Raw genomic sequence first — 26,521 nt, forward strand, 5'->3', positions numbered from 1 at the left:
GCACTTGCGCCGCGCGGTCGGCACGTCACGCGGCGAGCCCCGGGAAATTGCTCCGTTCGGCCCGTTTCGCTCCGGCGTTCAGCGTCCGCCGGTCGCACGAAAGGCCTCGACCAGGGAGCTCTTCCTCGTGTCATCGCATTGTCAATTGACATCGTTACGCGGCAAATGCCAACCTGAGTTTGCTTCATCGACCCTCGGGAGGTCGTCATGCAGCCCCAGAACACCCAGCTCGGCCTGCGGAACGGCCGGTCTCGGCAAACGTCCGCCCTCCGCACGGCATTTGCCGGAGCACTCGTCCTCGGCGTCGTGGTGAGCGCGTGCGCGGTGCCGGTCCGGAACGTGACGCCCAGCGGTGGCGACCGGGTCGTGGTCGTCGTCAGCGGCACGGCGAACGAGCCGCGGCCCGCGGTCACCGACGCCGTCCGCACGCTGCTGCGCGACGCCGCGAACAGCGGCAACGTCTCCCAGCAGGGCTCGGGCAAGAGCAGCGTCGCCCTGGTGTCGGCCGCCGACGGGGGCGACCGGCGCTCGGTCGTGCTGACCCCGCGCCGGGCCGACGGTTCGCTGGAGCACGGCCTGTCCCGGCCGGCCCTGATCGACCGGAACGTCGCGAGCGCCGTCGACGCCATCGCCGCCACCACGGCCCGCAAAGGCGGCCTCGACCTGCTCGGCGGCATCGCCGACGCCGTCCGCGGCCTGCCCGCCGGGACGCTCGTGGTCACCAGCGGCGGGCTGAGCACGGACGGCGCGTTCGACCTGCGGCAGGTCGGCTGGCAAGCCGATCCGGCCGCGATCGCCGCGCAGCTCGCCGCGGCCCATCAGTTGCCGCACCTGGACGGCTGGCGCGTGCTCTTCGCCGGGCTCGGTTCGGTCGCCGGCGCGCAGCCGCCGTTGCCCGCGCCCGCCCGCGACCGGCTCGCCGCGTACTGGCAGGCGATCTGCCGGGCCGCCGGCGCGGTGGCGTGCGACGTCGACCAGAGCCGGACCCCGGCCGAGCCGTCGCGCGCGACCGCGGCGACGCCGGTCGTGCCGGTACCGGGGGTGATGTCGGTGACCGGCCCGCGGGGCGAGGTCACCACCACGGTTTCGGACGCCGCGCTCGGCTTCGCCGGGGACTCCGCGGTGCTCTCCGAATCGGCCCGCGACCTGCTGCGGTCGCTCGCGGGCAGCATCACGGCCGGGCGTTCGGACGCGCCGGTCTCGGTCCGCGGCTTCGCGGCCGACCCGCCGGGGTCGACCGATGCGGGGCGGCGGGCGCTGGCGGAACGACGAGCGCGTGCCGTCGCCGGCGCGCTCACCGAAGCCGGGGTGACCCAGCGGGTCGACGCCTCCGGCACCGGCACGCAGCCCGGGGTCACCGCGATGACCGGCGGGCGGTTCGACGAAGCGGCGGCGGCCCGGATGAGGCGGGTGGAGATCACGTACCAGGGCCCCGGCCCGAGCCGTAGCCAGACCAGGAGGCACGGCCATGACCAGCACAGACCAGACGCGCAACCTGCCATTGCCCCAGCCGCGGCCGCGCGGCGAGGCGCCGGCGGGCGACCTGCTCCTCGCCCGCGTGCAGGAGCTGAACTACCGCTCTTCCCGGGCGTTGGAGGGCCACGTCGTGGGCCCGCACGGCCAGAACCTGACCGTCGGCGAGGCGCAGGCCCGCGCCGAGCTGATCGACCGGCTGATCGAGCTGGAGCAGTTGCGCGGGAGCCTGCGCCACCGGCGCGTCGGCCGGCTGACCCGGGTGCTGACGCTGCTCACGGTGACCGTGGTCGACCTGCCGATCATGTTGTGGCTGGCCAGTTCCGTGTTCAACGTCGACTGGACCGACCCGCTCGGGCTGCCGCTGGCGATCAGCATCGTCATCTCGGTGCTGGCGACCGGCGGCGCGGCGACGGCGTTGCACCACCTCGGTCACAACCAGCGGCAGCACAAGAACGCCCGGCGCCAGCTGGACTGGGCGAAGCTGTCCCTCGGGTCGAAGCTGAGCCTCGTCACGGTCGGGCTGCTGGTCGGGCTGATGGGCGTGGTGATGTTCGTCCGCGTCTACACCGAGGGCGTGCTGTCCGGGATGAACGACCTGGCCGTGCTGATGGCGGTGCTGGTCGCGCTGGTCATGGTCGTGTCGGCGACGCTGGTGTTCTGGACGGCGTTCCGCGACGGCTCGCTGGAGCAGGACGACCTGCGCCACTACAGCGAAAGCGTCCGGCCGTTCCTCGCGAAGAAGCGCGAGTACGAGGACCAGGCGCACGAGCTGAGCTGCCAGTACGACCTGCTGCGGCGCCAGGCGGGCCAAGCGGCCGAGTGACCTCGGGGACGCCCGGGGACCCGGGCCGGCGGGAAGAGCTGCCCGCCGGCCCGGGTGACGTCACGGCCGCGAGACGCCCATCGGGTTAGGCACCGGGACGACACCGGCGTCGAACACCGCCCGGCTGAGCGGAACCGCCAGTTCGAGCAGGCGGTCGAGGTCGTCGCCGAGCGCCTCGACCGGGGCCGAAGCGAGCCGATCGGTGTCGTCCTCGACCCGCTGCCGCACGGCTTTCCCGGCCGGAGTCAGCCGGTCACCGTCGAGGAGCCCACGGTCCCGCAGGCTCTCGACGGCGGCGTCCCATTCGACGTCGGTCCAGCCGCGGTGGGGCTGGACGTCCGCCCGGCCGATCACCCCATCACCGATGTGGGTGAGGGTGGTCTCCAGGCCGCTCAACCCCGCGTGAACGGCCGCGAGGACGTGCCCGTCGCCGCGGTGCTCGCGCAGGATCGTGGTCGCCAGCCACAGGCGCCCGAGGACGTCGGCGGGCTTCGGGACGGCCGCCCAGGCGGCCGCCAGCGGCCGCCCGTCGAAGCGGCAGGCGTCCACGGCCCGTTCCAGGAGGTCCGCGAGTTCCTGGTGGTCGGCACCGACGAGGTTTCGCAGCGCGTCCGAGACGGCCTCGACGCGCGTCCGGACGACGTCGGCGGGGTCGGCGAACGACCAGGCGTCCGGCAGGGCCCGCGCGACCATCCCGGGGGCGAAGCCGAACAGAACGGACGTCGCCGGTCCGGGTCCGACGGGCCCGAGCGGCGCGAGGCGGCCCGCGAAGTAGCCCATCCAGTAGCCACGCAGGCCGACGGCTTTCGCGGCGGCGGCGGTCTCGGGCGCGAAGTAGGCGACGGCGTGCAGCGGCTCGACCGCCGCCCAGAGCCTGCGTGCTGTCATGGTCCGCTCCTCAGGGGGTGAGCCGGTGCAGGTCGCGCGGGAAGAGGGTTACCTCCCGGACGTTCGCGACGCCGAGCAGGCGCGCGGTCCAGCGTTCCAGACCGATCGCGAACCCGCCGTGGGGTGGCATGCCGTGGGCGAACGACGCCAGGTAGTCGGCGTACTCGGGCGCGTCGTCTCCGAGCACCGCGAGGTAGTCGGCGTGCCGGTGCAGCCGCTGGCCGCCGGTCACAGGCGGTCGCAGCAGTTCAAATAGCCGGGGCGCGCCAGGGGCGGATGCGTGGAGAATGGCATTTTGCCTTCGGGTACCGGTGACGAAGAGGAACCCGAGCCGTGCTCGCGCAACGCCCACTCCGACAGCGCCCGCTCGTGCTCGGGCGCCTGGTCGGGTCGCGCGGAGTGGCGCCAATGCGTTTACGAAGTGGATCCCGGCGGCTGGGTGAGCCCCGGCATCGCCTCGGTCATCGGGCCAGCGCTTCCCTCAGCACGGCCATGAGGTCGTGGCGGTTCGGGAGGACGCGAGGCTGATGTACTTCGCCAGGTGCCGCGCGGTGCCGCGCGGTTCGGCGCGGAAGACCGGGCCGACTTCATGGACGCGCTCGAAGACGCCGACCAGCGCCTGCTTGCAGAGCCGCGGCGACTGCGCCATGCAGGCTCGGCGGCCGAAGTAGTCGATGCCGAACACATCCGCCCGACTCGGTCGCCGAGGGCGCAATCTTCGGCGTGTGCACCTCCGCGAAACCGAGCTAGTCCACTGTGGACCAAACGACCGGACCGCCGAATCGGCGAAGCACGCCTTCAACGGGGGGTGCCGCGGCGCGACCGGCTCGTGGTCGAGGATCAGCCGCGACGCCGTGACAGTACGCAGGTAGGGGTCGAACGACGGCTGGACAACTTCCCCAGCGTCTCTACCACGGATCAGTCAGCTCGCCCCCGCGAGTCGGCCGTGACCACGCCCAGCCACCACGATTTCCTCCGGTGGCACCCAGGTCGCCGGGCCGGTCGCGGACCACGACGAACGTCACGGACTTCAACCGGCGCCGCCGGTGCACCCCCCCGGCGACGCGCGCATGGTCGCCGACATGCCCCGGCAGCTCGGCGGCCAGAACACGAAAACTCATCACCCTCCCAACGCAGGATCCCTCGGGAGTGCGGGCGATGAAGGAAATCGCGGTGCCACCGCACTTTCACCGCACAAACGCGGCCTCGTCGTGGCCCGGTGACGGGGGCGAACCGGCGGGGCATGGGGCACGCTAGGCGCCGTTCCTCCCCGCACTCCGGAGGGTCTTCGCCGCCGGGCACGGGGCCGCCTTCTCAGCTTCCGGCGGCTCTCTCGACCCGTGCGCTCCCGGGGCTACTCGGCTCCATCAGCGCGTTGCCGAGCAGCGTAACCACGCGACGGCGAAGCCGCCTCCGAATTTCAGCCCCACGCCACCGGCAGCTCGCGCACTCCGTACACCAGCGTGTTGTGCTTGAACACCAACGACTCCCGCGGCGCGGCCAGCCTCAGGTCCGGCACCCGGCGGAACAACCGCGTCAGCGCTTCCTGCAGCTCGACGCGCGCCAGCTGCTGGCCGAGGCACTGGTGCGCCCCGAACCCGAACGCGACGTGCGTGCGCGGCGACTCGCGGTGGAAGTCCAGCTTGTCCGCGCCCGCGAACAGGTCCTCGTCGCGGTTGGCCGAGCTCAACGCCGCCACCAGCCACTCGCCCGCCTTGACCGCGCGCGATCCGACCTGGACGTCCGCCGTCGCGTAGCGCAGTACGCCGAACTGCACCACCGACAGGTAGCGCAGCAGCTCCTCGACCGCTCGTTCCGGCTGCGCCAGCACGACGTCGCGCTGCGACGGGTGTTCCAGCAGCACCAACGTGCTGAGCGCGATCATGTTCGCCGTCGTCTCGTGGCCGGCCACCAGCAGGCTGAGGCCGAGCACCACCAGCTCTTCCGTGCTGAGCGGGTCGTCGCCGCCGCGGGAAATCAGCCTGCTGAACAAGTCGTCCCGCGGATTCCGCCGCTTGTCGTCGAACAGGCCCGCCAGGTACGTCGAAAGCTCGTCGTACGCCCGCTGTCCTTCCTCGCGCGTGGCGTCGGTGCTGACCAGCGTCGTGCTCTGGTGCTGGAACCGCGCCCGGTCCGCGTACGGGACGCCGAGCAGCTCGCAGATCACCAGCGACGGGATCGGCAACGCGAAGTCCCGCACCAGGTCCGCGTGACCGGGCCGGGCGAGCATCGCGTCGAGGTGGCTCTCGACGAGCTCCTGCACGTACTCGCGCATGGCTTCCACGCGCCGGACCGTGAACTCCGCGATCACCTTCTTGCGGAGCCGGGCGTGCGCGGCGCCGTCGAGCTGGATGATCGAGCCCGGGCTGACCTCCTCGTCGAGGTCGGCGTTCGGGTTCACGTGCACCGAAGACGCGCCGCGCGAGCTCATCGCGCGGTCGGCGAGCACCGCGCGGACGTCGCTGTAGCGCGTCACCAGCCAGGCGTCCATGCCGCCTGGGCAGCGCACGCGCGACGTCGGCGCGGTTTCCCGCCGGTTCGCGTAGTCCTCGGGTGGGTCGAACGGGCATCCGGCCGGTCGTGCCGTGGGAAGGGCCGGGGTTGCGGATGCTGCCGTCACGGCGGATCACACCTCTCTTCCGGTGGTCTCGACCCTTCCACCATGGAGAGGACCGGTGCCGTCGTGGGACGTTCGACCCACTTCCGACCCGGATGGCCTAGCGGGCGCCGTACGCGCCGCCGTTGACGTGCACGACCTGGCCGGTGATGTGCCCGGCGCCCGGCGACGCCAGGAACGCGACGGTCTCCGCGACCTCGTCCGGCGTGCCCGCCCGCTTGTCGAAGGCGACGGACACCCGCGCGGCCACCCATTCTTCGGAAACCGTGCCGTGGAAGAACTCCGTGTCGAGGGTGACGCCGGGCGCGACGACGTTGGCCGAGCCGCCGGCGCCGAGCTGCCGCGCGAGGTCGGTGTTCCACGCTTCGATGGCCGCCTTCGCCGCGCCGTACGAGCCGGAACCCTGCTTCGCCGCGATGGAGCCGAGAGTCACAACGCGCACGTTGTCCGCGAAGCGCGGCTTCAGGGCCGCCGTGACGAGCACCGCGGAGAGGACGTTGGCGGCGAAGTTGGCTTGCCACGCGTCGGCCAGCCCGGCGAGGTCACCCGGCGCCGGGGCTTCGCGGACCCGGTCGGTGTTGCCGCCGGCGTTGTTGACCAGGACGTCGATCCGCCCGGGCAGCTCGGCCACGGCCGCCTCGACGGCCGCCGGGTCGCTCGCGTCGAAGGCCACCGCCTGCGCGCCGATCCGCTCGGCCGCGGCTTCCAAGACGTCCTTGCGGCGCCCGGTGACGGTGACCCGCTCGCCCGCCGCCGCGAACCGGGCGGCGACCGCCAGCCCGATGCCGGTGCCGCCGCCGGTGACCACGATTTCCCGCTGTTCGCTCATGGGCGCCATCTTCGCCGAAGAAAGCGCTTGCCGTCACGGGTTTCCCGGCGACCGGGACACAATTCGTTAGGACACTTTACGAACAGGTCTTGACGGCGGGCCGCCGCCCGGCGAACCTGGACGCACGCCGCAGTCATCGTCCCCACCTTCTCCCCGGAGGCAGCATGACCCGGCGCGCGCTCGTGCTCGTCGTGACCCTGTTCCTGGCCACCGCGCTCACCGGCGGCGGCACCGCGAACGCGGCCACCACGCAGCAGACGTTCCTCACCTTCTACGGCTGGTGGGACAACACCCCGCCCGGCGGCGAGATCGCCTACCCGCGCATCCACGACACCGCGGGCGGCGAAGGCACCTACGCCGACCCGATCACCTTCGCCACCAGCAGCGACGAGCTCGCGCCCGGCACGAAGGTCTGGGTCCCGCGGGTGAAGAAGTACTTCATCATGGAGGACGGCTGCGACGAGTGTTCCGACGACTGGAACAGTGAGGGCCCGAACGGCGGACCCGGGCTGCGGCACATCGACCTCTGGCTCGGCGGCGAGGGCGGCAGCGCCTTCGACGCGATCGACTGCGAAGACGCGCTCACGCACTACAACCCGGACAACACGCCGGTCATGGAGCCGGTGGTCGTCGACCCGCCCTCGGACGAGCCCTACGACCCGGCGCCGATCTTCGACACGAGCACCGGCGAGTGCTGGGGCGGCGCGCAGCCGAACACCACGGTCGGCCAGTACCGCAACGAGTCCACCGGCACCTGCCTCGAGGCCCCGAGCAGCGGCAGCACGCTGAAGGTGGGCACCTGCACCGGGAGCACCACGCAGCGGTTCACCTTCCACGGCGCGTTCCTCGTGTACGACAACCGCTGCGCGGGCATCTCCGGCGGCTCGATCGTGCTGCAGACGTGCACCGGCGGCCCGGCCCAGCAGTGGTCGATCAACCCGGACGGCACGATCTCCGACATCCAGACCAGCACCAAGTGCTTCCGCGCGTCGGGCACCACGCTGTCCGCGGGCAGCTGTTCGGGCACGGCCGCGCGCTGGGCGTTCACCCCGGCCGCGACCGGCGGCCTCAGCGTGACGCCGTCGTCGGTGTCGGTCGCCCCCGGTGGCTCGGCGACGGCCACCGTCACCGCCACGGACGCCGTCACGCTGTCAGCGAGCGGCGCGCCGTCGGGCGTGAGCGTCGCCTTCTCCCCCACGTCGGTACCGTCCGGCGGCACCTCGACGGTGACCGTCACCGCCGCGGCCACCGCGGCTCCGGGCTCGGCGACGATCACGCTCACCGGCGGCACGAAGACGGTTTCGCTGGGCGTGACCATCACCGGGAGCAGCGCCGAAGTCCTGCTGTCCCAAGGCAAACCCGCGACGGCGTCGTCGCTCGAGTCGTCGTCCTACCCGGCGAGCGCGGCCTTCGACGGCAACCTGACGAGCACCCGCTGGGCGTCTCGCGAGGGCACGGCGAGCGAGTGGCTGCGCGTGGACCTGGGCGCCACCAAGGCGATCTCCCACGTCAAGCTGACTTGGGAAGCCGCGTACGGGAAGGCGTACAGCATCCAGACCTCGCCGGACGGCTCGACCTGGACGACGATCTACAGCACCACGACCGGCAACGGCGCCACCGACGACCTCACCGGCCTGACCGGCAGCGGCCGCTACGTGCGGATGAACGGCGTCACGCGCGGGACGTCCTACGGCTACTCGCTGTACGAGATGCAGGTGTACGGCACCGCTTGAGTTGCCATTCCGGCAACGCGATTTGCCTCTTCGGTGACGTCTCCGCATGCTGGGGACGTCACCGAGGAGGAGCCATGTCCCACGCACACGACCAGCCGATGCTCGTCGAGAACATGCTCAAGCAGGAGTTCTGGGAAGCGATGTACCAGCGCGACGAGCACCGGATCTGGAGCGGGAACGTCAACACCAACCTCAGCTCCGAGGTCGACGGGCTGACCCCCGGGCGCGCGCTCGACCTCGGCTGCGGCGAAGGCGGCGACGCGATCTGGCTGGCGAAGCGGGGCTGGACGGTCGACGGCGCCGACATCTCGACCGTCGCGCTCGCCCGCGCGGCGGAAGCGGCCGCCGAGGCCGGCGTGACCGTCCGCTGGCTGCACCGCGACATCGTCAAGTGGCAGCCGGAAGAGCGGTACGACCTGATCTCCGCGCAGTACATGCACCTGCCGCCGGACCTCCGGCGCGACGTCTTCACGGCGGCCGCGGCGGCGATCGCGCCGGGCGGGTCACTGCTGGTCGTCGGGCACTCGCCGAAGGCCATGCGCGAGTTCGACGGCCAGAAGCCGCCGGAGGAGCTGTACTTCGAGCCGGAGGAGATCACCGGCTACCTCGGCGACGCCTGGGAGTGGATCGTCGAGACCTGCGAGACGCGCGGCGAGGGCCACCACACCGACGCCGTCTACCGCGCCCGGCGCTTGTAGCCTGACACGCGAAGGGCGGCACTTTCCCTACGAAAGTGCCGCCCCGCGAGCTTGGCGTGGATCAGGCGAGCTCGAGGCCGTAGGCCTGCAGCTCCAGGGTGAGCGGGTAGAAGTAGCTGGTCACGGTGTCGCCGCCGGACAGCGTGCCGAGGCCCTTCTCGCCGTCGTAGGCCGGGCCGCCGGAGTCACCGTGGTCGGTGTGCGCGGTGGTGCCGAACTCGTGGTTGAGCACGCCGACGTCGAAGTTGACCGACTCGTCGACCGAGGTGACCTCGCCGCTGCCGCCGCCGGTGGTCGAGCCCTGCTTCTGGATCTGCTCGCCGACCGTCGGCTCGGCCGCGCTGGTGATCTTCTGGCCGGTGTTGATCTCGCCGGGCCCGGTGCCGTTCGGGCGGGTCAGCAGGCCGGAGTCGGCGCCGGGGCAGTCGCTCTCGACGACCTCAGCCCCGGAGACGTCCCCGCCGGACCAGGTGCCGCCGAGGTTGGTGCAGTGGCCGGCGGTGAGCAGGAACGGCTGGCCGCCCTTGGTCACGTTGAAGCCGAGCGAGCAGCGGCCCTGGCTGTTCTGGATGGCGTCACCGTCCTGGATGTGCAGCTCGAGCTTGCCGGTGCGGTGCTCGACGCGGACGCTGTCGCCGTACTTCGCGGCGGCCGCGTTGACCTTGGCCGCGGTGTCCTTGCTGGCGGCGTCGTAGATCTTCACGACGACCTGGTTGGTCTTGGTGTCGATGCCCCACGCGGTCTGCGGCACGTTCTTCACCGCGTCCAGCTGGTTCTTGACGCCGGTGAGCGCGGCGAAGGTGTGCTTGACCTTCTTCGCGGTGAGGCCGGCGGCCTGCACCTTCTGCAGGGCGGCGTCGTCGACGACGTTCACGACGGCCTTGCCGTTCTCCAGGTAGATGCCACCGGACTGGGCACCGAGCGACTGCGCCACCTGGGTGGCGTTGGTGATGGCGTGGGCCTGCATCTCGGCGAAGGCGAGCGGGGACGCGGTGGCCGCCGACGCGCAAACGCCGCTGGTCAGTGCGGCGGCCGACAAGACGGCGAAGGTCTTGAGGGCGGTCTTCCGGGGAGTCATCAACTTCCTCCAGTGAGCCGGTTCGAAGCCTGCGCCGGTCACTTTCGTTGCCGGGCAACCAACGCAACACCGACGAAGGTTGGTTAATAACCAATCGATCCGGACATACCGCTCAAGCCAGCCCCATCCGGGCCAACGCCGCTGCTGCGTTCGGCCCAACGGCAGCCGGGTTCCCGGCAGGTGGGAGGCCACGCGGCCGGGCGGGTCGCGCGCCGCGTGTCTTGAATGACTCATTCAGGTCTTCGGAGGTCCTGAATGACTCATTCAAGACGCCGCTGCCGGGGCCCGCGCGAGCCGAGCCCCGCCGCCGGACAGTCGCGAGCTCAGCCCTTCGGCCAGCGGACGTGCTCCTCGTAGTCCGGGTGCTTCTTCAGGTACCCGGCGATGAACGGGCAGACCGGCACGATCGTCCCGCCGCGCGCGACGACGTCGTCCAGCGCGCCCGCCGCCAGCACCTTGCCCAGGCCCTGCCCGGCGAAGGCGTCGTCGATCTCCGTGTGGGTGAACACCGTGATGTCCCCGCGCCGGTCGTACTCGGCGAACCCGGCCAGCTTCTCGCCGACCCACACTTCGTAGCGGCTCTCGTCCGGGTTGTCGGTCACGCGCTTCTCGTCGGTCATCTGCTCTCCTCGCTTGGAGCCTCGGGGTCCGTCCCCCATCGTGCGACGGCGGGCGCGGGGGCGCCGACCGGGTCGTGACGCCCGCTGGGCCGGCCGGGGGACGCCTCCGGCCCGTTCGTGTGCAACCCGGCTGATCCTCTTGGCGGTACCGGCGGGTTTTGGTTGCCTCACGGTGTGCCCGAGCAGCCGTTCGTCCTCCCCGAGTTCTACCTGCCCTACCCGGCGCGGCTGAACCCGCACCTCGAAACCGCCCGCGCGCACAGCAAGGCGTGGGCGCGCGAGATGGACATGATCGACGCGCCCCAGCACGGCACCGTGATCTGGACCGAGCACGACCTCGACTCCCACGACTACGCGCTGCTCTGCGCCTACACCCACCCGGACGCCGGCGCGGCCGAGCTCGACCTGGTCACCGACTGGTACGTCTGGGTCTTCTACTTCGACGACCACTTCCTCGAGCTTCTACAAGCGCACGGGCGACATCGACAGCGCGCGCACCTACCTCGACCGGCTCGAGTCTTCATGCCCGCCGAAGGCGAGATCACCGCGACGCCGGAGAACCCGGTCGAGCGCGGCTTGACCGACCTGTGGCGGCGGACCGTCCCGCACCGCTCGGACGGCTGGCGCAAGCGCTTCACCGCGAGCACGAAAGCACTCCTCGACGAGTCGCTCTGGGAGCTGGCCAACATCAACGAGGGCCGCCTCGCCAACCCGATCGAGTACGTCGAGATGCGCCGGAAGGTCGGCGGCGCGCCGTGGTCGGCGAACCTGGTCGAGTACTCCGTGCACGCCGAGGTGCCCCGCGAGATCGCCGCGACCCGGCCGCTGGAAGTCCTGCGCGACTGCTTCGCCGACAGCGTCCACCTGCGCAACGACCTGTTCTCCTACCAGCGGGAGGTGCAGGACGAAGGCGAGCTCTCCAACGGCGTGCTGGTCTTCGAGCGGTTCCTCGGGCTGACCACCCAGCAGGCGGCCGACGCCGTCAACGACCTGATCACCTCACGGCTGCACCAGTTCGAGCACACCGCGCTCACCGAGGTCCCCGCGCTCTTCGACGAGCACGGCGTCGACCCGGCCGCCCGCGCGGCGACGTTCGCCTACGTCAAGGGCCTGCAGGACTGGCAGGCCGGCGGGCACGAGTGGCACCTGCGGTCCAGCCGCTACATGAACGAGGGGGCACTCGCCGGCCGCGGCGGCCCGGAGCTGGGCGGCGCGACCGGCATCGGGACGTCGGCGGCGCGGATCGCCACCTCGGTGCTGGCCACCGCCCCGCGGCGGCTGCGGGCGTTCGGGCACACGCCGTTCAGCGCGGTTTCGGTGGCACGGCCGTCCTTCGAGCCGCCGTTCCCACCGCGGCTGAGCCCGCACCTGGCCACGTGCCGGGCGCGCAACGTCGACTGGGCGCGCCGGACGGGCCTGCTCGACGGCGTGGTGTGGGACGAGCGGCGGCTGCGCGCGGCCGACCTGCCGCTGTGCGCGGCGGGCATCCACCCGGACGCGACGGCGGCCGAGCTGGACGTCACCAGCGACTGGCTGACCTGGGGCACGTACGCCGACGACTACTACCCGATGGTCTTCGGCGCGACGCGCGACCTCGCGGCGGCGAAGGCGTGCAACCTCAGGCTGTCGGCGGTCATGGCCGGGGCGGATCCGTCGACGCCGCTGGAGACGGGCCTGGCCGACGTCTGGGCGCGGACGGCGAACCGGGACGAGGTGCGCCGCGCGGTCGAGAAGATGACGTCGAGCTGGCTGTGGGAGCTGGCGAACCAGGCGCAGAACCGGATCCCGGACCCGATCGACTACGTGGAGATGCGGCGCCGGACGTTCGGCGCGGACCTGACGACGGCGTTGGCGCGCGGCGGCGCCGTGCCGCCGGAGCTGGCGCGCGCCCGTCCGGTGCAGACCCTCGAACACAGCGCGACGGACTACGCGGCCCTGCTCAACGACCTGTACTCCTACCGCAAGGAGATCCGGTTCGAAGGCGAGCTCAACAACGGCGTCCTGGTGGTGCGGAACTTCCTCGGCTGCACCGAAGAGCGCGCGTTCGCCGTGGTCGGCGACCTCGTCGAGGCGCGGCTCGCGCAGTTCCGGCACACCGCCGACGTCGAGCTGCCCGTCCTGCTCGAGGGCCGCGGGCTCGCCCCGGACGCGCTGGACGGGTACGTCGAGCGCCTTCGGAACTGGATGACGGGCATCGCCCACTGGCACGAGAACGTTGCGCGCTACACCGAGATCGAGCTGGGCTACCAGCCCTTCACCGGCCGGCCGAGCGGGATCGGGACCTCAGCGCTGCGGATCTCGGCGCTGCTGCCCGCCGGTCGCTGAGCGGCGTAGTTCGCGCCACTCCGCCGGGCATCTCGAAGACGCGAGGGCGATACTCGACACCGTGAGCGGCTTCAACCTGCGTTTCCTCGGCCATTCGACGGTCCGGCTCGAACTCGGCGGCCGGGTCGTGCTGACCGACCCGGTGCTCACCGCGCGCGTCGGCGGGCTCACCCGGGTGGTGCCGCCGCCCGCGCCCGCGACCTACCGCGACGTCGACCTCGTGCTGCTCTCGCACCTGCACGGCGACCACCTGCACCTGCCGTCGCTGAAGCTGCTCGGCCGCGGCACCCGGATCGTCGTGCCGCGCGGCGCCGGGAGCTGGCTCGCCAAGAAGGGCTTCACCGCCGTCGAGGAGATCGCGCCCGGGGAGACGCTCACCGAAGGCGACCTCACGGTCACCGCCACCGAAGCCGTCCACTCCGGACACCGGTGGGGCCCGCGGCTCACGCACGGCCCGCAGAGCCCGGCCATCGGGCACCTCGTCGAGAGCGACGGCGGCACGCGCGTCTACAACGCCGGTGACACGGACCTGTTCGACGGGATGGCGGGCTTCGGCCCGGTCGACGTCGCGCTCCTGCCCGTCTGGGGCTGGGGGCCGAATCTCGGGCCGGGTCACCTGGACCCGGCCCGAGCCGCGCGGGCGGCCGGGCTCGTCCGGGCCCGCGCCGCCGTGCCGGTCCACTGGGGCACGCTCGCCGTCCCCGGGCTGCGGCGCACCGCGCGGATGCGGCGGCTGCTCGCCGACCCGCCGCGCGTGTTCGCCGCCGAGGTGAAAGCCGCCGGCGGAACCACCGACGTGCTGTTCACCGAGCCCGGCGACGAGGTCGTCCTCCCGGCGCGCGAGGACCGCGCGTGAACTGGACCGACCCGGCCGCCCTCGGCTACCCGGCCGTGTTCGGCGGCGTCCTGCTCGGCTCGATCATCCCGATCGTGCCCACCGGTGCGGTGGTCGGCGCCGCGGCCGCCGTCGCGACCACCACCGACCACCTGTCCCTGCCGCTGGTGATCCTGCTCGCCGTGCTCGGCGCGTACGTCGGCGACGTCGTGACGTTCGGGATCCCGCGCCTGGGCAGCGAAGCCGCGTTCCGCTGGATCAGCCGCCGCCAGCCCGCCGAACGGCTGGAGAAGGCGCGCGAGCAGTTCACCCGCCGCGGCTGGCAGCTGGTCGTGATCGGCAGGCTCGTCCCGGCCGGCCGGATCCCGGTGCTGCTCGCGGCGGCCGCGCTGAGCTACCCGTGGCGGCGGCTGCTGCCCGCCGCGCTCGTCGCGTGCGTGCTGTGGGCGACCGCGTACAGCTTGCTCGGCATCCTCAGCGGCGGCATCTTCGACTCACCGCTCGTCGCGACCCTGCTGGCGACGGTGCTGGTCCTGCTGGTCACGGTGCTGCTGAACCTGGTCTCCCGGTGGCGGCGCAAAACCAAGGAGCGAGTGTGACGACGACCGCCCCGAAGGGCCGCCTGCTCCGCGGCGGCCGCGCCGTCGCGCGCATCCTGCTGGTGTGGATCGCGGTGACCGGCGCGCTGCGCCTGCTCGACGTGCTGCTGCCCGGGTTCCGGATGACGCACTGGTGGCAGCCGACGGTGTGCGCGCTGCTGCTCGGCCTGCTGGCCGCGGTCGGCTGGCCGCTGGTCATGCGGATCGCCTACCCGCTGGCGTTCTTCACCTTCGGCCTCTTCGGGTTCGTGCTGCTCGGCGCGGCCACGCTCGCGGTGTTCCGCTCGGTGCCCGGCGTCGAGATCGCCGACTTCCGCAGCGCGGTGCTCGTCACCATCGGGATGGCCGCGGTCGGCGCGCTCATCTCCAGCCTGCTGGCCATCGACGAGGACGAGATCTTCTTCCGCCGCGCCGCGCGGCGCCGCCGTCGGCACACGCCCGCGCCCGGCCAGGGCGAGCAGCCGCCCGGGGTGTTGTTCCTGCAGATCGACGGCCTCGGGTTCGACACGGTCCGCCGCGCGATCCGCGACGGCGACATGCCGACGTTCGCCGCCTGGCTCGCCGAAGGCAGCCACACGCTGACGCCGTGGCACACGGACTGGAGCTCCCAGACCGGCGCGAGCGTCTGCGGCATCCTGCACGGCTCGAACCACGACATCCTCGGGTTCCGCTGGTACGAAAAGGACCGCGACCACGTGATGGCGTGCGCGCACCCGACGGACGCGGCCGAGATCGAGCGGCGCCACTCCGACGGCCGCGGCCTGCTCTCGGGCGACGGCGCGAGCCGCGGCAACCTGTTCTCCGGCGACGCCGACCACGTCAGCCTCACGATGAGCTCGATTCCCGTGCTGGTGCCGAAGAAGCTGCTGCGCCGACGTCGTGACCGCCTCGGCGCGGGCTACTACGCGTACTTCGCGAACCCGGTCAACGCGCTGCGCACGTTCTTCGTCGCGCTGGTCGACGTCTTCCGCGAGATCAACGCGTCGGTGCGCCAGCGCCGGGCGGGCGTGGTGCCGCGGGTCCCGCGCGGCGGCTGGTACCCGCTGGCCCGGCCGGGCACGACGGTGATCGCGCGCGACGTCGTAGTGTCGGCGATCCTCGGCGACATGCTCGCCGGGCGGCCGGTGGTGTACGCGGACTTCCTCGGCTACGACGAGGTCGCGCACCACTCGGGCGTCGAGCGGTTCGACACGCTGTCGGTGCTGCGCTCGATCGACCAGCAGATCGCGCGGCTGCACCGGGCTTCGCGGCTCGCCCCGCGCCGCTACCACGTCGTCGCGCTGTCGGACCACGGCCAGACCCAGGGGCAGGCGTTCTCGGAGCGGTTCGGCGAGACGATCGAGGCGTACGTCGGCCGCCTGTGCGGAGGCTCGCCGTCGCGCTCGGCGGGCAAGCGCCGCCAGGCGGAGAGCTGGCAGATCAACGCGGCACTGGCGGAGGCGACGCAGAGCGGCGGCCTGATCGCCCGGCGGCTGCGGGCCCGGGTGGAGGACGCGGAGTGCGCCGAGGACCGCCCGCGCACGACGTCCGGTTCACCGGGCGCGGTCACCCGCGTGGCGCCCGGCGTGGTCGCGGTGGTGTCGGGGCACCTCGCGATGGTGTCGTTCACCGAGCACGAGGGCCGCGTCGAGCTGGAGACGATCGAGCGCGAGTTCCCGGACCTGCTGCCGTCGCTGGTGGACCACCCGGGCGTCGGGTTCCTGCTGGTGCGCAGCCGCGAGTTCGGCCCGGTGGTCCTGGGCCGCGACGGCCTCCACCGGCTCGCATCCGGTGTCGTCATCGGCGAGGACCCGCTGCTGCCGTACGGCCCGCACGCGGCGGACCTGATCCGCCGGGTGGACACGTTCCCGCACTGCGCGGACGTGATGATCAACAGCCGCTACGACCCGGACTCGGACCAGGCGTCGCCGTTCGAGACGCACGTGGGTTCGCACGGTGGCCTGGGCGGGCCGCAGCAGCGGGGGTTCGTCGTGCACCCGCGCGAGTTCGCGCCGCTGGGCGAGGTCGTCGGCGCGGAGGCGTTGCACCGGGTGTTCCGGGGGTGGCTCACCGATCTCGGGCATCCTTCACCCGTTCCCGCCGCAGTTTCGGAGGTTGTTTCGTGAGTTTGACGGTGTACGGCGCGTCCTGGTGCCCGGACGTGAAGCGCAGCCGCGCGTTGCTCGACCGCGAGGGTGTCGAGTACGCGTACGTGGACGTCGAGGCCGACGCGGAGGCGGAAGCCCGGGTCCGCGAGCTGCAGAACGGCGCGCGCCGCATCCCGACGATCGTGTGGGACGACGGCAGCTTCCTGGTCGAGCCGTCCGACGACGAGCTGAGTGCGCGCCTGTGAAGCTGCTGCGCGAACTGCCGCTGGGGACGCGGGTCGTGGTGCGGTACCGGATCGAGGGCGGGTTCACCGACGCGCTCGGGGACCTCGTCGCGCGCGACTCGACGACGTGCACGGTGGAGACCCGTCGCGGCCCGGTGGTCATCGAGTTCGCCGCCGTGGCGTTGGCCAAGCCGGTGCCCCCGCCGCCAGTGCGGAAGTCGCGGTTCGACGAACTGGTCGCCGAAGCCGAAGCGGTGTCCGTGGAGGGCTGGGACTTCTCGTGGCTCGACGGCCGCGCCACGGAGGCCCGCCCGTCCTGGGGTTACCAGCGTCTGCTCGGCGGGCGCCTGCGAGAGGTCCACGCGGCGCTCGACGTCGAGACCGGCGGCGGCGAAGTGCTCGACGGCTGCCCGTCCCTGCCGCCGCTGATGGCCGCGACGGAGTCGTGGCCGCCGAACGTCGCGCGCGCTTCGGCGCGGTTGCGGCCGCGCGGGGTGGTGGTCGTGGCCACGGAGGGAATTCCCTTCGGCGACAACGTGTTCGACCTGGTTTCCAGCCGCCACCCGGTGACGACGGCGTGGGCGGAGATCGCCCGCGTCCTGCGCCCCGGCGGAAGCTACTTCTCCCAGCAAGTCGGCCCGGCGAGCGTGTTCGAGCTGGTCGAGTTCTTCCTCGGCCCACAGCCGGAGGAGGCACGCAGCAGCCGTCACCCGGACCACGCGGTCGCGGCGGCCACCGAGGCGGGCCTGGAGGTGGTCGACCTGCGCCACGAGAGGCTCCGCACGGAGTTCTTCGACATCGGCGCGGTGGTCTACTTCCTGCGCAAGGTGATCTGGATGGTCCCGGGGTTCACGGTGGAGCGCTACCGGGACAAGCTGCGGGAGCTGCACGAGAAGATCGAGCGCGACGGCCCGTTCGTCGCCCACACGACGCGGTTCCTCATCGAGGCCCGCAAGCCCTGACCCAAGCGCCCCAAGGCGGCGCTCTCAGCCGTGGCGGACGATCGCCGCCTCGACGCCGTCCAGCAGCAGCTCCACCCCCGCTTCGAACGACAGCCGTGCCTCGCGCTCCAAGTACGGCTCGTTCGACGACGCCGCCTCCACCGACGCGCCCAAGCCGGACACCGTGGGGAACCGCGTCGCCAAGTCCGGTACCAGCTCCCCGAGCAACGCCGACCGCGCGTCCCACCAGTCCTCTTCGGACAGTCCGGTCTCCTTCGCCGCCTGCCGGGACTCCGCCGCCGCCTGGACCGAACCGCGGACGATGTTGAACAGCGCCGACACCACCCACCGCACCCGCGCCAGCGGCAACCCCGTCTCAGCCAAGACGGACAGCAGCGTCTCCTGCACGTGGAACTCCCCCGGCCCGAGCACCGGCCGCGCCGGGGAGACCTGCAGCAACCACGGGTGCCGCAGGTGCAGGTCCCACAACGCGTCCGCCAACGCCGAAGCCGCGACCCGCCACCCGGAGGCGACCGGGTACGACGACGGCAGCTCCCCCAGCGTCCGGTCGTACATCAAGTCGACCAGTTCCGTCTTGCCCGGCACGTACGTGTAGAGCGCCATCGCCGTCCGGCCGAGCCGCTCGCCGACCGACCGCATCGACAACGCGCCCATCCCCTCGGCGTCCGCGATCTCGATCGCCGCCGCGACGATCGCCTCCACCGACAGCCCCGGCTTCGGCCCCGGGCCCGTGCGCGGCGCCACGACGGGCGGCCCCCACAGCAGCTCCATGGACCGCCGGGCGTCGCCCTGACCCGCGAAGACGACCACCTTGCCGACTCCTTACACCCTAAAGTAATGTACGCTGAGCAATTACTTTACAGCCTAAAGCATCGAGAAGGACGGTATGACCTCACCCAGGCGGGCCGCCGACACCCACGACGTGATCGAGGTCAGGGGCGCCCGGGAGAACAACCTGGCCGGCGTCGACCTGGACATCCCCAAGCGCCGGCTCACGGTGTTCACGGGCGTGTCCGGCTCCGGCAAGTCGTCCCTGGTCTTCGGCACCATCGCGGCCGAGTCCCAGCGGCTGATCAACGAGACCTACAGCGCCTTCCTCCAGTCGTTCATGCCGAGCCTGTCGCGCCCGGACGTCGACCTGCTGGAGAACCTCAGCGCGGCCATCGTCGTCGACCAGGAGCGGATGGGCGCCAACTCGCGCTCCACGGTCGGCACCGCGACCGACGCCTACGCCATGCTGCGGATCGCCTTCTCCCGCCTCGGCGAACCGTACGTCGGCACGTCCGGCGCGTTCAGCTTCAACCTGCCCGAGGGCATGTGCCCGGCCTGCGAGGGCCTCGGCCGGGTCTCCGACCTCGACGTCGACGCCCTGCTCGACTTCGACCTCTCCCTCAACGAGGGCGCGATCCAGGTGCCGGGCTTCACGCCGGACACCTGGTACGTGCAGACCTACCTCTCCTCCGGCTTCTACGACCCCGACGCGAAGATCCGCGACTTCACGCCGGAGCAGCTCGACGCCCTGCTGCACAAGGACTCCTGCAAGGTGAAGGTCGGCAAGACCAACGTCACCTACGAGGGTCTCGCGGTGAAGGTCCGGCGGCTCTACCTGCACAAGGACGTCGAGTCGCTGCAGCCGAGGCTGCGCGCGTTCATCGAGAAGGCCGCCACCTTCGCGACCTGCGGGGAGTGCGGTGGCGCGCGCCTCAACCAGGCCGCCCTCTCGGCGAAGATCGACGGCCGGAACATCGCCGACTGCGCCGCCATGCAGATCAGCGACCTCGCCGAGTTCGTCCGGAACCTCGACGCGCCGTCGATCCGGCCGCTGCTGGGCAACCTGCGCGACACCCTGGACTCGCTGGTCGAGATCGGCCTCGGCTACCTGTCGCTGGACCGCGAGTCCGCGACGCTCTCGGGTGGCGAGGCGCAGCGCGTGAAGATGGTGCGGCACCTGGGTTCCAGCCTCACCGACGTCACCTACGTCTTCGACGAGCCGACCGTCGGGCTGCACCCGCACGACATCGAGCGGATGAACAACCTGCTGTTGTGCTTGCGGGACAAGGGGAACACGATCCTGGTCGTCGAGCACAAGCCGGAGACCATCCGGATCGCCGACCACGTCGTCGACCTCGGCCCCGGCGCGGGCGCCGACGGCGGGCGGATCTGCTACACCGGCAGCGTCGACGGCCTCCGCACGTCCGGCACGCTCACCGGCCGCCACCTCGACCACCGGGTCACCCTCCGCGAGAAGGTCCGCCAGCCAGCCGGGCACGTCTCCATCACCGGCGCGAAGCTGCACAACCTGCGTGACGTCAGCGTCGACGTCCCGCTCGGCGTCCTGACCGTCGTCACCGGGGTGGCCGGATCCGGGAAGTCGTCGCTGATCCACGGCTCGCTGGCCCACCGCGACGACGTCGTGGTCGTCGACCAGTCGGCGATCCGCGGCTCGCGGCGGTCCAACCCGGCCACCTACACCGGCCTGCTCGACCCGATCCGCACGGCCTTCGCCAAGGCCAACGGCGTCAAGGCCAGCCTGTTCAGCGCCAACTCCGAAGGTGCCTGCCCGCACTGCAAGGGCCTCGGCGTGATCTACACGGACCTGGCGATGATGGCCGGGGTCGCGTCGGTCTGCGAAGAATGCGAGGGCAAGCGGTTCACGCCGAAGGTGCTGACGTTCGAGCTGCGGGGCAAGAACATCAGCGAGGTCCTCGCGATGTCCGTCGCCGAGGCGCGCGAGTTCTTCCCGACCGGCACCGCGCGGGTGGTCCTCGACCGGCTCGCCGACGTCGGCCTCGGCTACCTGACGCTCGGCCAGCCGCTCACCACGCTGTCGGGCGGCGAACGGCAGCGCCTCAAGCTGGCGATCCGGATGGCCGAGCACGGCTCGACCTACATCCTCGACGAGCCGACGACCGGCCTGCACCTCGCCGACGTCGACCAGCTGCTCGCGTTGCTCGACCGGATCGTCGACGCGGGCAACACGGTGATCGTCATCGAGCACCACCAGGCCGTGATGGCCCACGCCGACTGGCTGATCGACCTCGGCCCGGGCGCGGGCCACGACGGCGGCCGCGTCGTCTTCACCGGGACCCCCGCCGACCTGGTCGAGAACGCGTCCACGCTCACCGCCCGCCACCTGCGCGAATACCTGGGGAAGCCGTGAACCCGACCGGACTGCTCGAAGTGACCGCGGTGCGCCGCGTGACCCCGCGCACCGTGCGCGTCACGTTCACCGGCGACGGCCTCGACACCCTCGAGCCGTGGCCCGACCAGCAGCTGAAGCTCCTGTTCCCGCCGCCGGGCCGCCCGGTGCGGCTGCCCGCGGGCGACGACGACGTGATGCGCTGGTACCAGGCGTACCTCGCGATCCCGGAGGACGAGCGCCCGGTCATGCGCAGCTACACGGTGCGCGACCGGGGCCAGGCGACCATCGATGTCGACTTCGTCCTCCACGACGACGAGTCCGCCGACGGCCCGGCCACGGCGTGGGCCCGGACGGCGGCTCCCGGCGACGTCCTCGGCCGGTACGGCCCGGACGCCGCCTACCGCCGTCCACTGTCCACAGCGGACACTCTGCTCATCGCCGGGGACGAGACGGCCGTCCCCGCGGCGGCCACCCTCCTGGCCGAGGTCCGCGACGCCGTGGTGTTCCTGGAAGTCCCGGACGCCGCCGAGGAGCAGCCGCTGCCCGGTGACGTCCACTGGGTGCACCGCGACGGCGCCGAGCACGGCGACCGGCTGCTGGAGGCCGTGCGCGGCGCGAAGCTGCCCGACGGCTCGGTGGCCGCGTGGCTGGCCGGCGAGGCGACGATGGTGCGGGCGCTGCGGCGGCACCTCGTCGGCGAGCGCGGGTTCGCCAAGGGCGACATCGAGTTCACCGGCTACTGGCGGCGCACGCTGACCCAGGACGACGCCCCGACGCCCGAGGACCTCGCCGACGCGACCGAAAAGCTGTCGTGAGTGGCGATTCGGGTTCTAATACTCCAGCTGTAGTTCGTGATCTTGCTGGAGGGGGCCGGTGAGATGGGTGCGGCCACCACGTGATCATGGTGTTTGTGAAGACAACTCAAGATCATGTGGTGGCCGCGGCTGCCAGCGTAGACCCTGCGGGGTGGCAGTCGCTGCTGGGTGAGATGTTCGTGCGGGTGGGGCACCGGTTCGCGCGGGTGGAGTCGCGTCGCCGCGCGGGGCGGTTCGTGCAGGGGCTGCTGGCCGGGCTGGTTCGGGTGAACTGCTGGACCATCGCCGAGGCTGTCGGGGACACGACCCCGCATGGGATGCAGAACCTGCTCTCGCGCGCGAGCTGGGACGTGGACGGGGTTCGTGACGACCTGCGCGAGGTCGTGGTCGAGCAGCTGGGTGATCAGGATGCGATGCTGGTCATCGACGAGACCGGCGACCTGAAGAAGGGCACCGAGTCGGTCGGAGTCCAGCGGCAGTACACGGGCACGGCGGGCCGGATCGAGAACTCGCAGATGTCGGTGTTCCTGACGTATTCCACCCCGGCCGGGCATACGTTCATCGACCGTGAGCTCTACCTGCCTGAAAGCTGGGCCGAGGACCCCCGGCGCCGGGACCGGGCCGGAGTGCCCGCCGGGACCCGGTTCACCACGAAATCCCGGCTCGCGTTGGCCATGATCACCCGGGCGCTGGACGCGGGCGTGCGGGTGGGGTGGGTGACCGGGGACGAGGCTTACGGCAAAGACGCTGCCGGCCTGCGTGATCCGCTCGAACAACGCGGACAGGCCTATGTGCTGGCCGTGGCCTGCGACCATCGCATTCCCGGGCCCGGCAGGCAGAGCGTGCGAGCTGATGAGCGGGCGGCCGCGCTGCCGAAACGGGCCTGGCAGAAGCTCTCCGCCGGAGCGGGCGCGAAAGGCCGGCGCTACTACCTGTGGGCCCGCATCCGGCTGCACCCCGCGGGCACCACCGGTTATCACTGGATCCTGATGCGCCGCAACCGGCGCACCGGGGAGACTGCGTTCTACCGCTGTTACAGCCCCCGCCGCGTCTCGCTGGCCAAGCTCGCCCGCGTTGCCGGGCGTCGCTGGACGATCGAGGAAACCTTCCAGACCGGCAAAGAACTCACCGGCCTGGACGAGCACCAGGTCCGCACCTGGACCTCCTGGTATCGCTGGACCACGCTGGTCATGCTGGCCCACGCCTTCCTCGCCATCGCCGCCGCCCATGCCCGCCACACAAAACCGCATGAGGGCCTGATCCCGTTGACACGCAACGAGATCAGGCACCTCTACGCCCAGCTCATCCTCAAGCCAGCCCGCCGCGTCGCCGACATCCTGGCCTGGTCCACCTGGCGCCGACGACACCAACATCACGCCCGGCAAAGCCACTACCAGCGACGACACGAAAACCCAGCACCCGATCACGAACTACAGCTGGAGTACTAACCCGAATCGCCACTCACGAGGGGGCGGGGCGAGGGGGCGGACAAGACTGCCCCAAGGGGAGGTATCAGGCCGGGCTTCTTGCCGGGGCCGGACCCCGGAGCGGACGGTGATCGGGCTCAGTCCGCACCGGGGAGGTCCCGAGCCATGCCCGAACCCACTCCGCACGACACCGAAGACGTCTCGCCGAGACCGTTCTGGCGGCGCGGCGTCGACCGGCGCACGATCCTGGTCGCCGGCAGCGCGGCCCTGCTGCTGGCGAACCTGCCGGGCGACTCGCCGCTGCAGGCCCTCCTCGCCGCCGACGCGACACCCGACCTGACGCTCGACCTGCTGCGCCGCGAAGACATGCTCAAGCTGCACTTCGCGTTCTTCAACCTCAAGCGCTCCACCGCCGCGGGCCCGCCCAAGCTGGTGCCGGTCGACGCGACCGCGCAGTCGGTGGTCGTCGTCGGGTTCGACAGCCAGCACCTGATGGAGGAGCCGACGTTCGTCTCCGACCCGGGTGGTGCCCCGCCGTCGAACCTGCCCGCGCCGGGCGACATCGCGACCCGCGCCGTCGGCCCGAGCCGGATCGCGTTCCTGGTGCCCGCGACGGTCAAGGAGCTGCCCTACACCGAGGAAGGCCTGCTCGCCTGGTCGAACTGGGTGATGCGGGTGGTGCCGAAGACCGCGCCCGCGCGGCCGGGCCCGCTGGTCACCGACCTGCTTCTGGTCGACTGGCTGCACCTGACGTCGGAGCAGCACGCGTCGTGGGCGCACGTGACGCACCCGGTGACGTCGGCCGGGCGCACCGAGCTGTGGCACACCCGCCTCGCTCCTCGCGACGAGTTCGGCAGGCCGGACCCGCTGCTCGGCCCGGCCGACGTCCGCGCGGCGGCTGCGGACACCCCGGACGACCTGCGGTTCGACGCCATGCTCGGCCTCGGGTCCTCGACCCTCGCCGGGCTCGTCGAGCAGACCAACACCCGTGCTCCGGTCCGTGGCGACCTGGTGCTGCTCTCGGCGATGGGCTCGTCGCTCGAGCTGGAGGGCAAGTGGGACGAGGGCGAGGTCGCCGCCTGGCAGCACCGCTCGGCGATCGGCCGCGACAACTACGTCCGCATCGACGAGCGCGGCTACCTCTTCCCCTACGGCCACAAGGCCCTTCACGTGACCGAGACCGAGCGCACCATCGCGGGCGGCGCCGCGCGGCTGCTGCAGCGGAAGTACATCCGGGTGCTGGAACCGGTGAAAGCCTTCGAGGACAACGGCTTGCCGTTCCGCTCGGTCGAGATCACCACGACGACCACGCCGTTCCTGGCCGAGCACCCGGAGCCGATCGGCACCACCGGCTCGTTCTGGGTGCAATCCGCGGCCGGGGACGTGCCGTTTCCGATCGTCGCCACCGACTGGGCGGGCAACCGCGTCGAGACGATCGCGCACCTGGCGTTCGTCCCGCTCTCCAAGGCCAACGACCCGGCGACACTCGACGCGCTGCAGGCGCAGGCCGACCCGGCCGACTTCGCGGACATCCACCCGCGGCGCACGCACGAGCTGGGCGGGCAGAAGGTCGCCTTCGCGCCGGTGCCCGACACCGCCGCCGCGGCCGACGACGCCCCGCGCAACACGGCGTTCCCCGCGGTCCGCCTGCACCTCAACATGAGGCGCCGCGAGCTGGCGGGCGAAGCCGGGTTCTCCCCGCGGATGCTCGCCGCCGAGATCCGGATGCCCGCGGTCGAGGCGCTGGCCGGGGGCAAGGAGCTGGCCACGGCCATCGGCTACGACCCCGAGTACGTCAAGACCGCGTTCGAGAACGTCCAGGGCGAGCTGTTCGCCCGGGTCAGCCCGTCGGTCGCGGACGTCGGCAAGCTCGTGCGGGCCATCGAAACCGGCGCCGCCCTGCCGGACGTCGGCGCGGTCCAGGCCCAGTTCGGCAAGACCGTCGCGCAACTCGGCGGCGTCGCCGCGCCGGACCTCGACATCCGCGGCCTGTCGCGTTCGCTGGGCCCGCTGTCCGGACCCGCCGAGACGATCAGCCAGATCGCCAAGGACGGCGTCTTCAACCCCGGCAAGTTCTTCCCCGACACGGCCAAGCTGCTCGGCGGGCTCAGCCTCGCCGAGATCCTCGGGTTCGACCCGAAGCTGCCCGACAACCTGACGCTGCCGATCGCGAACGGCCCGAAGATCGTCACCACCCCCGAGTACGGCGACGGCAAGGACCACCCACCGACCGCCGTCCGGACCGTCTTCGACTGGCAGCCGAAGCTCCCGGACAAGCTCACCGCCGGGGTGTTCCACCCGAAGCTGCCCGACCGGCCGCACGCCACCCTCACGCTGCACGGCGAGAGCCGCACGGTGTTCGGCGGGGGCGGCAGCACGACGTCGACGATCAAGGGCGACCTGCGCGACTTCGCGATCGAGCTGGTCAAGGGCGACGACAGCGCGCTGTCGTTCATCAAGCTCACCTTCCGGCGCTTCGCCTTCGAGCAGCACGACGGCGCCAAGCCGGTGATCCACGTCGAACTGGACAAGATCGAGTTCGAGGGCCCGCTCAACTTCGTCAACACGCTGCAGCGGTTCCTGGTGAGCACGGGCAAGGGCCTCGGCATCGACGTCCAGCCGTCGGGCATCACCGCGGGCTACACCCTCGCCATCCCGGACGTCGGCATCGGCGTGTTCGCGTTGCAGCACCTGGCTTTCGGCGCGTCGCTGTCGATCCCGTTCGACGGCAGCCCGGCGCGGGCGCGGTTCGCGTTCTGCAGCCGCGAGCACCCGTTCACGCTCACCGTGTCGTTGTTCGGCGGCGGCGGGTTCTTCGCGCTGGCGCTGGGCACCGACGGCTTCGAGCTGATGGAGGCCTCGATCGAGTTCGGCGGCGCGGTGGCGTTCAACCTCGGCGTCGCCAGCGGTTCGGTCTCGGTGATGGCCGGGATCTACTTCAAGCTCGAGCACAAGCCGGAGATCCCGGCGAGCGGCAGCACGCCCGCGGTGCCCGCGCACGACGCGATCACCCTCACCGGGTACGTCCGCGCGAACGGCTCCCTCAACGTGCTCGGCCTGATCACCATCTCGGCCGAGTTCTATCTCGCGCTGAGCTACACGAACGACGGCGGCGAGAACCTGGTCGAGGGCGAAGCCTCGCTGACCGTCGAGATCGACATCCTGTTCTTCTCGAAGTCGGTCACGCTCACCGTGCACAAGTCCTTCGCCGGTCCCGGATCTTCGTCACTGGCCGCCCGGACCGCGGCCGCGCTGCCCGCGGGCGGCTCGCCGTCCTTCGGCGACCAGATGAGCCAGGACGACTGGAACACCTACTGCGACGCGTTCGCGGCCTGAGGAGACG

At 71.7% G+C, this 26,521-nt stretch carries 22 protein-coding genes and 2 pseudogenes; 15 read left to right on the plus strand and 9 right to left on the minus strand.

Annotated features, from left to right (window positions below):
* Window positions 1-141 precede the first annotated feature (141 nt).
* Window positions 142-831, minus strand: coding sequence for a hypothetical protein (locus tag QP939_RS05690; RefSeq protein ID WP_285455494.1), 690 nt, complete (start codon window positions 829-831; stop codon window positions 142-144).
* 213 nt (window positions 832-1,044) lie between these two features.
* On the opposite strand from QP939_RS05690, the pseudogene QP939_RS05695 reads away from it, so the two are divergent.
* Both QP939_RS05695 and QP939_RS05700 read left to right on the plus strand, forming a co-directional pair.
* Window positions 1,045-1,299: pseudogene (locus QP939_RS05695) on the plus strand (OmpA family protein); the annotation flags it as partial.
* Between the two features lie 169 nt (window positions 1,300-1,468).
* Window positions 1,469-2,299, plus strand: a complete 831-nt coding sequence (locus QP939_RS05700; RefSeq protein ID WP_285455496.1) for a hypothetical protein — start codon at window positions 1,469-1,471, stop codon at window positions 2,297-2,299.
* Between the two features lie 60 nt (window positions 2,300-2,359).
* Here QP939_RS05700 and QP939_RS05705 read toward each other — a convergent pair whose 3' ends face one another.
* The 5 genes from QP939_RS05705 to QP939_RS05725 all read right to left on the minus strand — a co-directional run bounded on the left by QP939_RS05705 (window position 2,360) and on the right by QP939_RS05725 (window position 6,633).
* Window positions 2,360-3,187 carry an SCO6745 family protein gene (locus QP939_RS05705; RefSeq protein WP_285455497.1) on the minus strand — a complete coding sequence of 276 codons (828 nt, stop codon included), beginning with the start codon at window positions 3,185-3,187 and terminating at the stop codon, window positions 2,360-2,362.
* Between the two features lie 10 nt (window positions 3,188-3,197).
* Window positions 3,198-3,419 carry an amino acid--tRNA ligase-related protein gene (locus QP939_RS05710; RefSeq protein ID WP_285455498.1) on the minus strand — a complete coding sequence of 74 codons (222 nt, stop codon included), beginning with the start codon at window positions 3,417-3,419 and terminating at the stop codon, window positions 3,198-3,200.
* 249 nt (window positions 3,420-3,668) lie between these two features.
* Window positions 3,669-3,872 (minus strand): amino acid--tRNA ligase-related protein, encoded by a 204-nt coding sequence (locus tag QP939_RS05715; protein ID WP_285455499.1) that lies wholly within the window; start codon window positions 3,870-3,872, stop codon window positions 3,669-3,671.
* A 735-nt stretch (window positions 3,873-4,607) separates the two neighbouring features.
* Complete coding sequence (locus QP939_RS05720) at window positions 4,608-5,807, minus strand: cytochrome P450 (protein WP_285455500.1); 1,200 nt, start codon at window positions 5,805-5,807, stop codon at window positions 4,608-4,610.
* A 97-nt stretch (window positions 5,808-5,904) separates the two neighbouring features.
* Window positions 5,905-6,633: an SDR family oxidoreductase gene (locus QP939_RS05725; RefSeq protein WP_285455501.1), complete on the minus strand. Its 729-nt coding sequence runs from the start codon at window positions 6,631-6,633 to the stop codon at window positions 5,905-5,907.
* A 164-nt stretch (window positions 6,634-6,797) separates the two neighbouring features.
* On the opposite strand from QP939_RS05725, the gene QP939_RS05730 reads away from it, so the two are divergent.
* Window positions 6,798-8,366 (plus strand): discoidin domain-containing protein, encoded by a 1,569-nt coding sequence (locus QP939_RS05730; protein ID WP_285455502.1) that lies wholly within the window; start codon window positions 6,798-6,800, stop codon window positions 8,364-8,366.
* Window positions 8,367-8,440: 74 nt separating this feature from the next.
* Window positions 8,441-9,064 carry an SAM-dependent methyltransferase gene (locus QP939_RS05735; RefSeq protein WP_285455503.1) on the plus strand — a complete coding sequence of 208 codons (624 nt, stop codon included), beginning with the start codon at window positions 8,441-8,443 and terminating at the stop codon, window positions 9,062-9,064.
* A 61-nt stretch (window positions 9,065-9,125) separates the two neighbouring features.
* On the opposite strand, the gene QP939_RS05740 is transcribed toward QP939_RS05735, so the two are convergent.
* Together QP939_RS05740 and QP939_RS05745 are read right to left on the minus strand one after the other, a co-directional pair.
* A complete protein-coding gene (locus tag QP939_RS05740) occupies window positions 9,126-10,142 on the minus strand; it encodes a S1 family peptidase (protein ID WP_285455504.1) in 1,017 nt (338 codons plus the stop codon).
* A gap of 323 nt (window positions 10,143-10,465) precedes the next feature.
* Window positions 10,466-10,762: a GNAT family N-acetyltransferase gene (locus tag QP939_RS05745; RefSeq protein WP_285455505.1), complete on the minus strand. Its 297-nt coding sequence runs from the start codon at window positions 10,760-10,762 to the stop codon at window positions 10,466-10,468.
* A gap of 174 nt (window positions 10,763-10,936) precedes the next feature.
* On the opposite strand from QP939_RS05745, the gene QP939_RS05750 reads away from it, so the two are divergent.
* The 7 genes and pseudogenes from QP939_RS05750 (at window position 10,937) to QP939_RS05775 (ending at window position 17,794) form a co-directional block, all read left to right on the plus strand.
* On the plus strand, window positions 10,937-13,087 hold the full coding sequence (locus tag QP939_RS05750) for a terpene synthase family protein (protein ID WP_285455507.1): 2,151 nt from the start codon (window positions 10,937-10,939) through the stop codon (window positions 13,085-13,087).
* A gap of 61 nt (window positions 13,088-13,148) precedes the next feature.
* A complete protein-coding gene (locus QP939_RS05755) occupies window positions 13,149-13,943 on the plus strand; it encodes an MBL fold metallo-hydrolase (protein ID WP_285455509.1) in 795 nt (264 codons plus the stop codon).
* Entirely contained in the window at window positions 13,940-14,521 is a 582-nt protein-coding gene (locus tag QP939_RS05760; RefSeq protein ID WP_285455510.1) for a DedA family protein, read from the plus strand. Before QP939_RS05755 ends, QP939_RS05760 begins: the two co-directional genes overlap by 4 nt.
* Window positions 14,518-16,626, plus strand: a complete 2,109-nt coding sequence (locus QP939_RS05765) for a phage holin family protein (protein WP_285455512.1) — start codon at window positions 14,518-14,520, stop codon at window positions 16,624-16,626. Before QP939_RS05760 ends, QP939_RS05765 begins: the two co-directional genes overlap by 4 nt.
* On the plus strand, window positions 16,623-16,853 hold the full coding sequence (locus QP939_RS05770; protein ID WP_285455513.1) for a glutaredoxin family protein: 231 nt from the start codon (window positions 16,623-16,625) through the stop codon (window positions 16,851-16,853). The genes QP939_RS05765 and QP939_RS05770 overlap by 4 nt, the downstream gene beginning before the upstream one ends.
* Window positions 16,850-17,053: pseudogene (locus tag QP939_RS51780) on the plus strand (putative acetyltransferase); the annotation flags it as partial. The gene QP939_RS05770 and the pseudogene QP939_RS51780, both read left to right, overlap by 4 nt.
* Complete coding sequence (locus QP939_RS05775) at window positions 17,042-17,794, plus strand: class I SAM-dependent methyltransferase (protein WP_285459666.1); 753 nt, start codon at window positions 17,042-17,044, stop codon at window positions 17,792-17,794. The pseudogene QP939_RS51780 and the gene QP939_RS05775, both read left to right, overlap by 12 nt.
* Window positions 17,795-17,818: 24 nt before the next feature.
* On the opposite strand, the gene QP939_RS05780 is transcribed toward QP939_RS05775, so the two are convergent.
* Window positions 17,819-18,604 (minus strand): TetR/AcrR family transcriptional regulator C-terminal domain-containing protein, encoded by a 786-nt coding sequence (locus QP939_RS05780; RefSeq protein WP_285455514.1) that lies wholly within the window; start codon window positions 18,602-18,604, stop codon window positions 17,819-17,821.
* A 76-nt stretch (window positions 18,605-18,680) separates the two neighbouring features.
* Here QP939_RS05780 and QP939_RS05785 point away from each other — a divergent pair, with 76 nt between their 5' ends.
* From QP939_RS05785 to QP939_RS05800, 4 genes are all read left to right on the plus strand, one after another.
* The gene (locus tag QP939_RS05785; RefSeq protein WP_285455515.1) at window positions 18,681-20,954 is read left to right on the plus strand and encodes an ATP-binding cassette domain-containing protein; all 2,274 of its coding nucleotides are present in this window, start codon (window positions 18,681-18,683) and stop codon (window positions 20,952-20,954) included.
* Window positions 20,951-21,751, plus strand: a complete 801-nt coding sequence (locus tag QP939_RS05790; RefSeq protein ID WP_285455516.1) for a siderophore-interacting protein — start codon at window positions 20,951-20,953, stop codon at window positions 21,749-21,751. The genes QP939_RS05785 and QP939_RS05790 overlap by 4 nt, the downstream gene beginning before the upstream one ends.
* Window positions 21,752-21,924: 173 nt before the next feature.
* Window positions 21,925-23,199 (plus strand): IS701 family transposase, encoded by a 1,275-nt coding sequence (locus QP939_RS05795; RefSeq protein WP_285459667.1) that lies wholly within the window; start codon window positions 21,925-21,927, stop codon window positions 23,197-23,199.
* Window positions 23,200-23,343: 144 nt separating this feature from the next.
* Window positions 23,344-26,514, plus strand: coding sequence for a hypothetical protein (locus QP939_RS05800; RefSeq protein WP_285455517.1), 3,171 nt, complete (start codon window positions 23,344-23,346; stop codon window positions 26,512-26,514).
* The last annotated feature ends 7 nt before the right edge of the window (window positions 26,515-26,521 follow it).

Origin of the sequence: Amycolatopsis nalaikhensis, assembly GCF_030264295.1 — a bacterium.
Lineage (GTDB): Bacteria > Actinomycetota > Actinomycetes > Mycobacteriales > Pseudonocardiaceae > Amycolatopsis > Amycolatopsis nalaikhensis.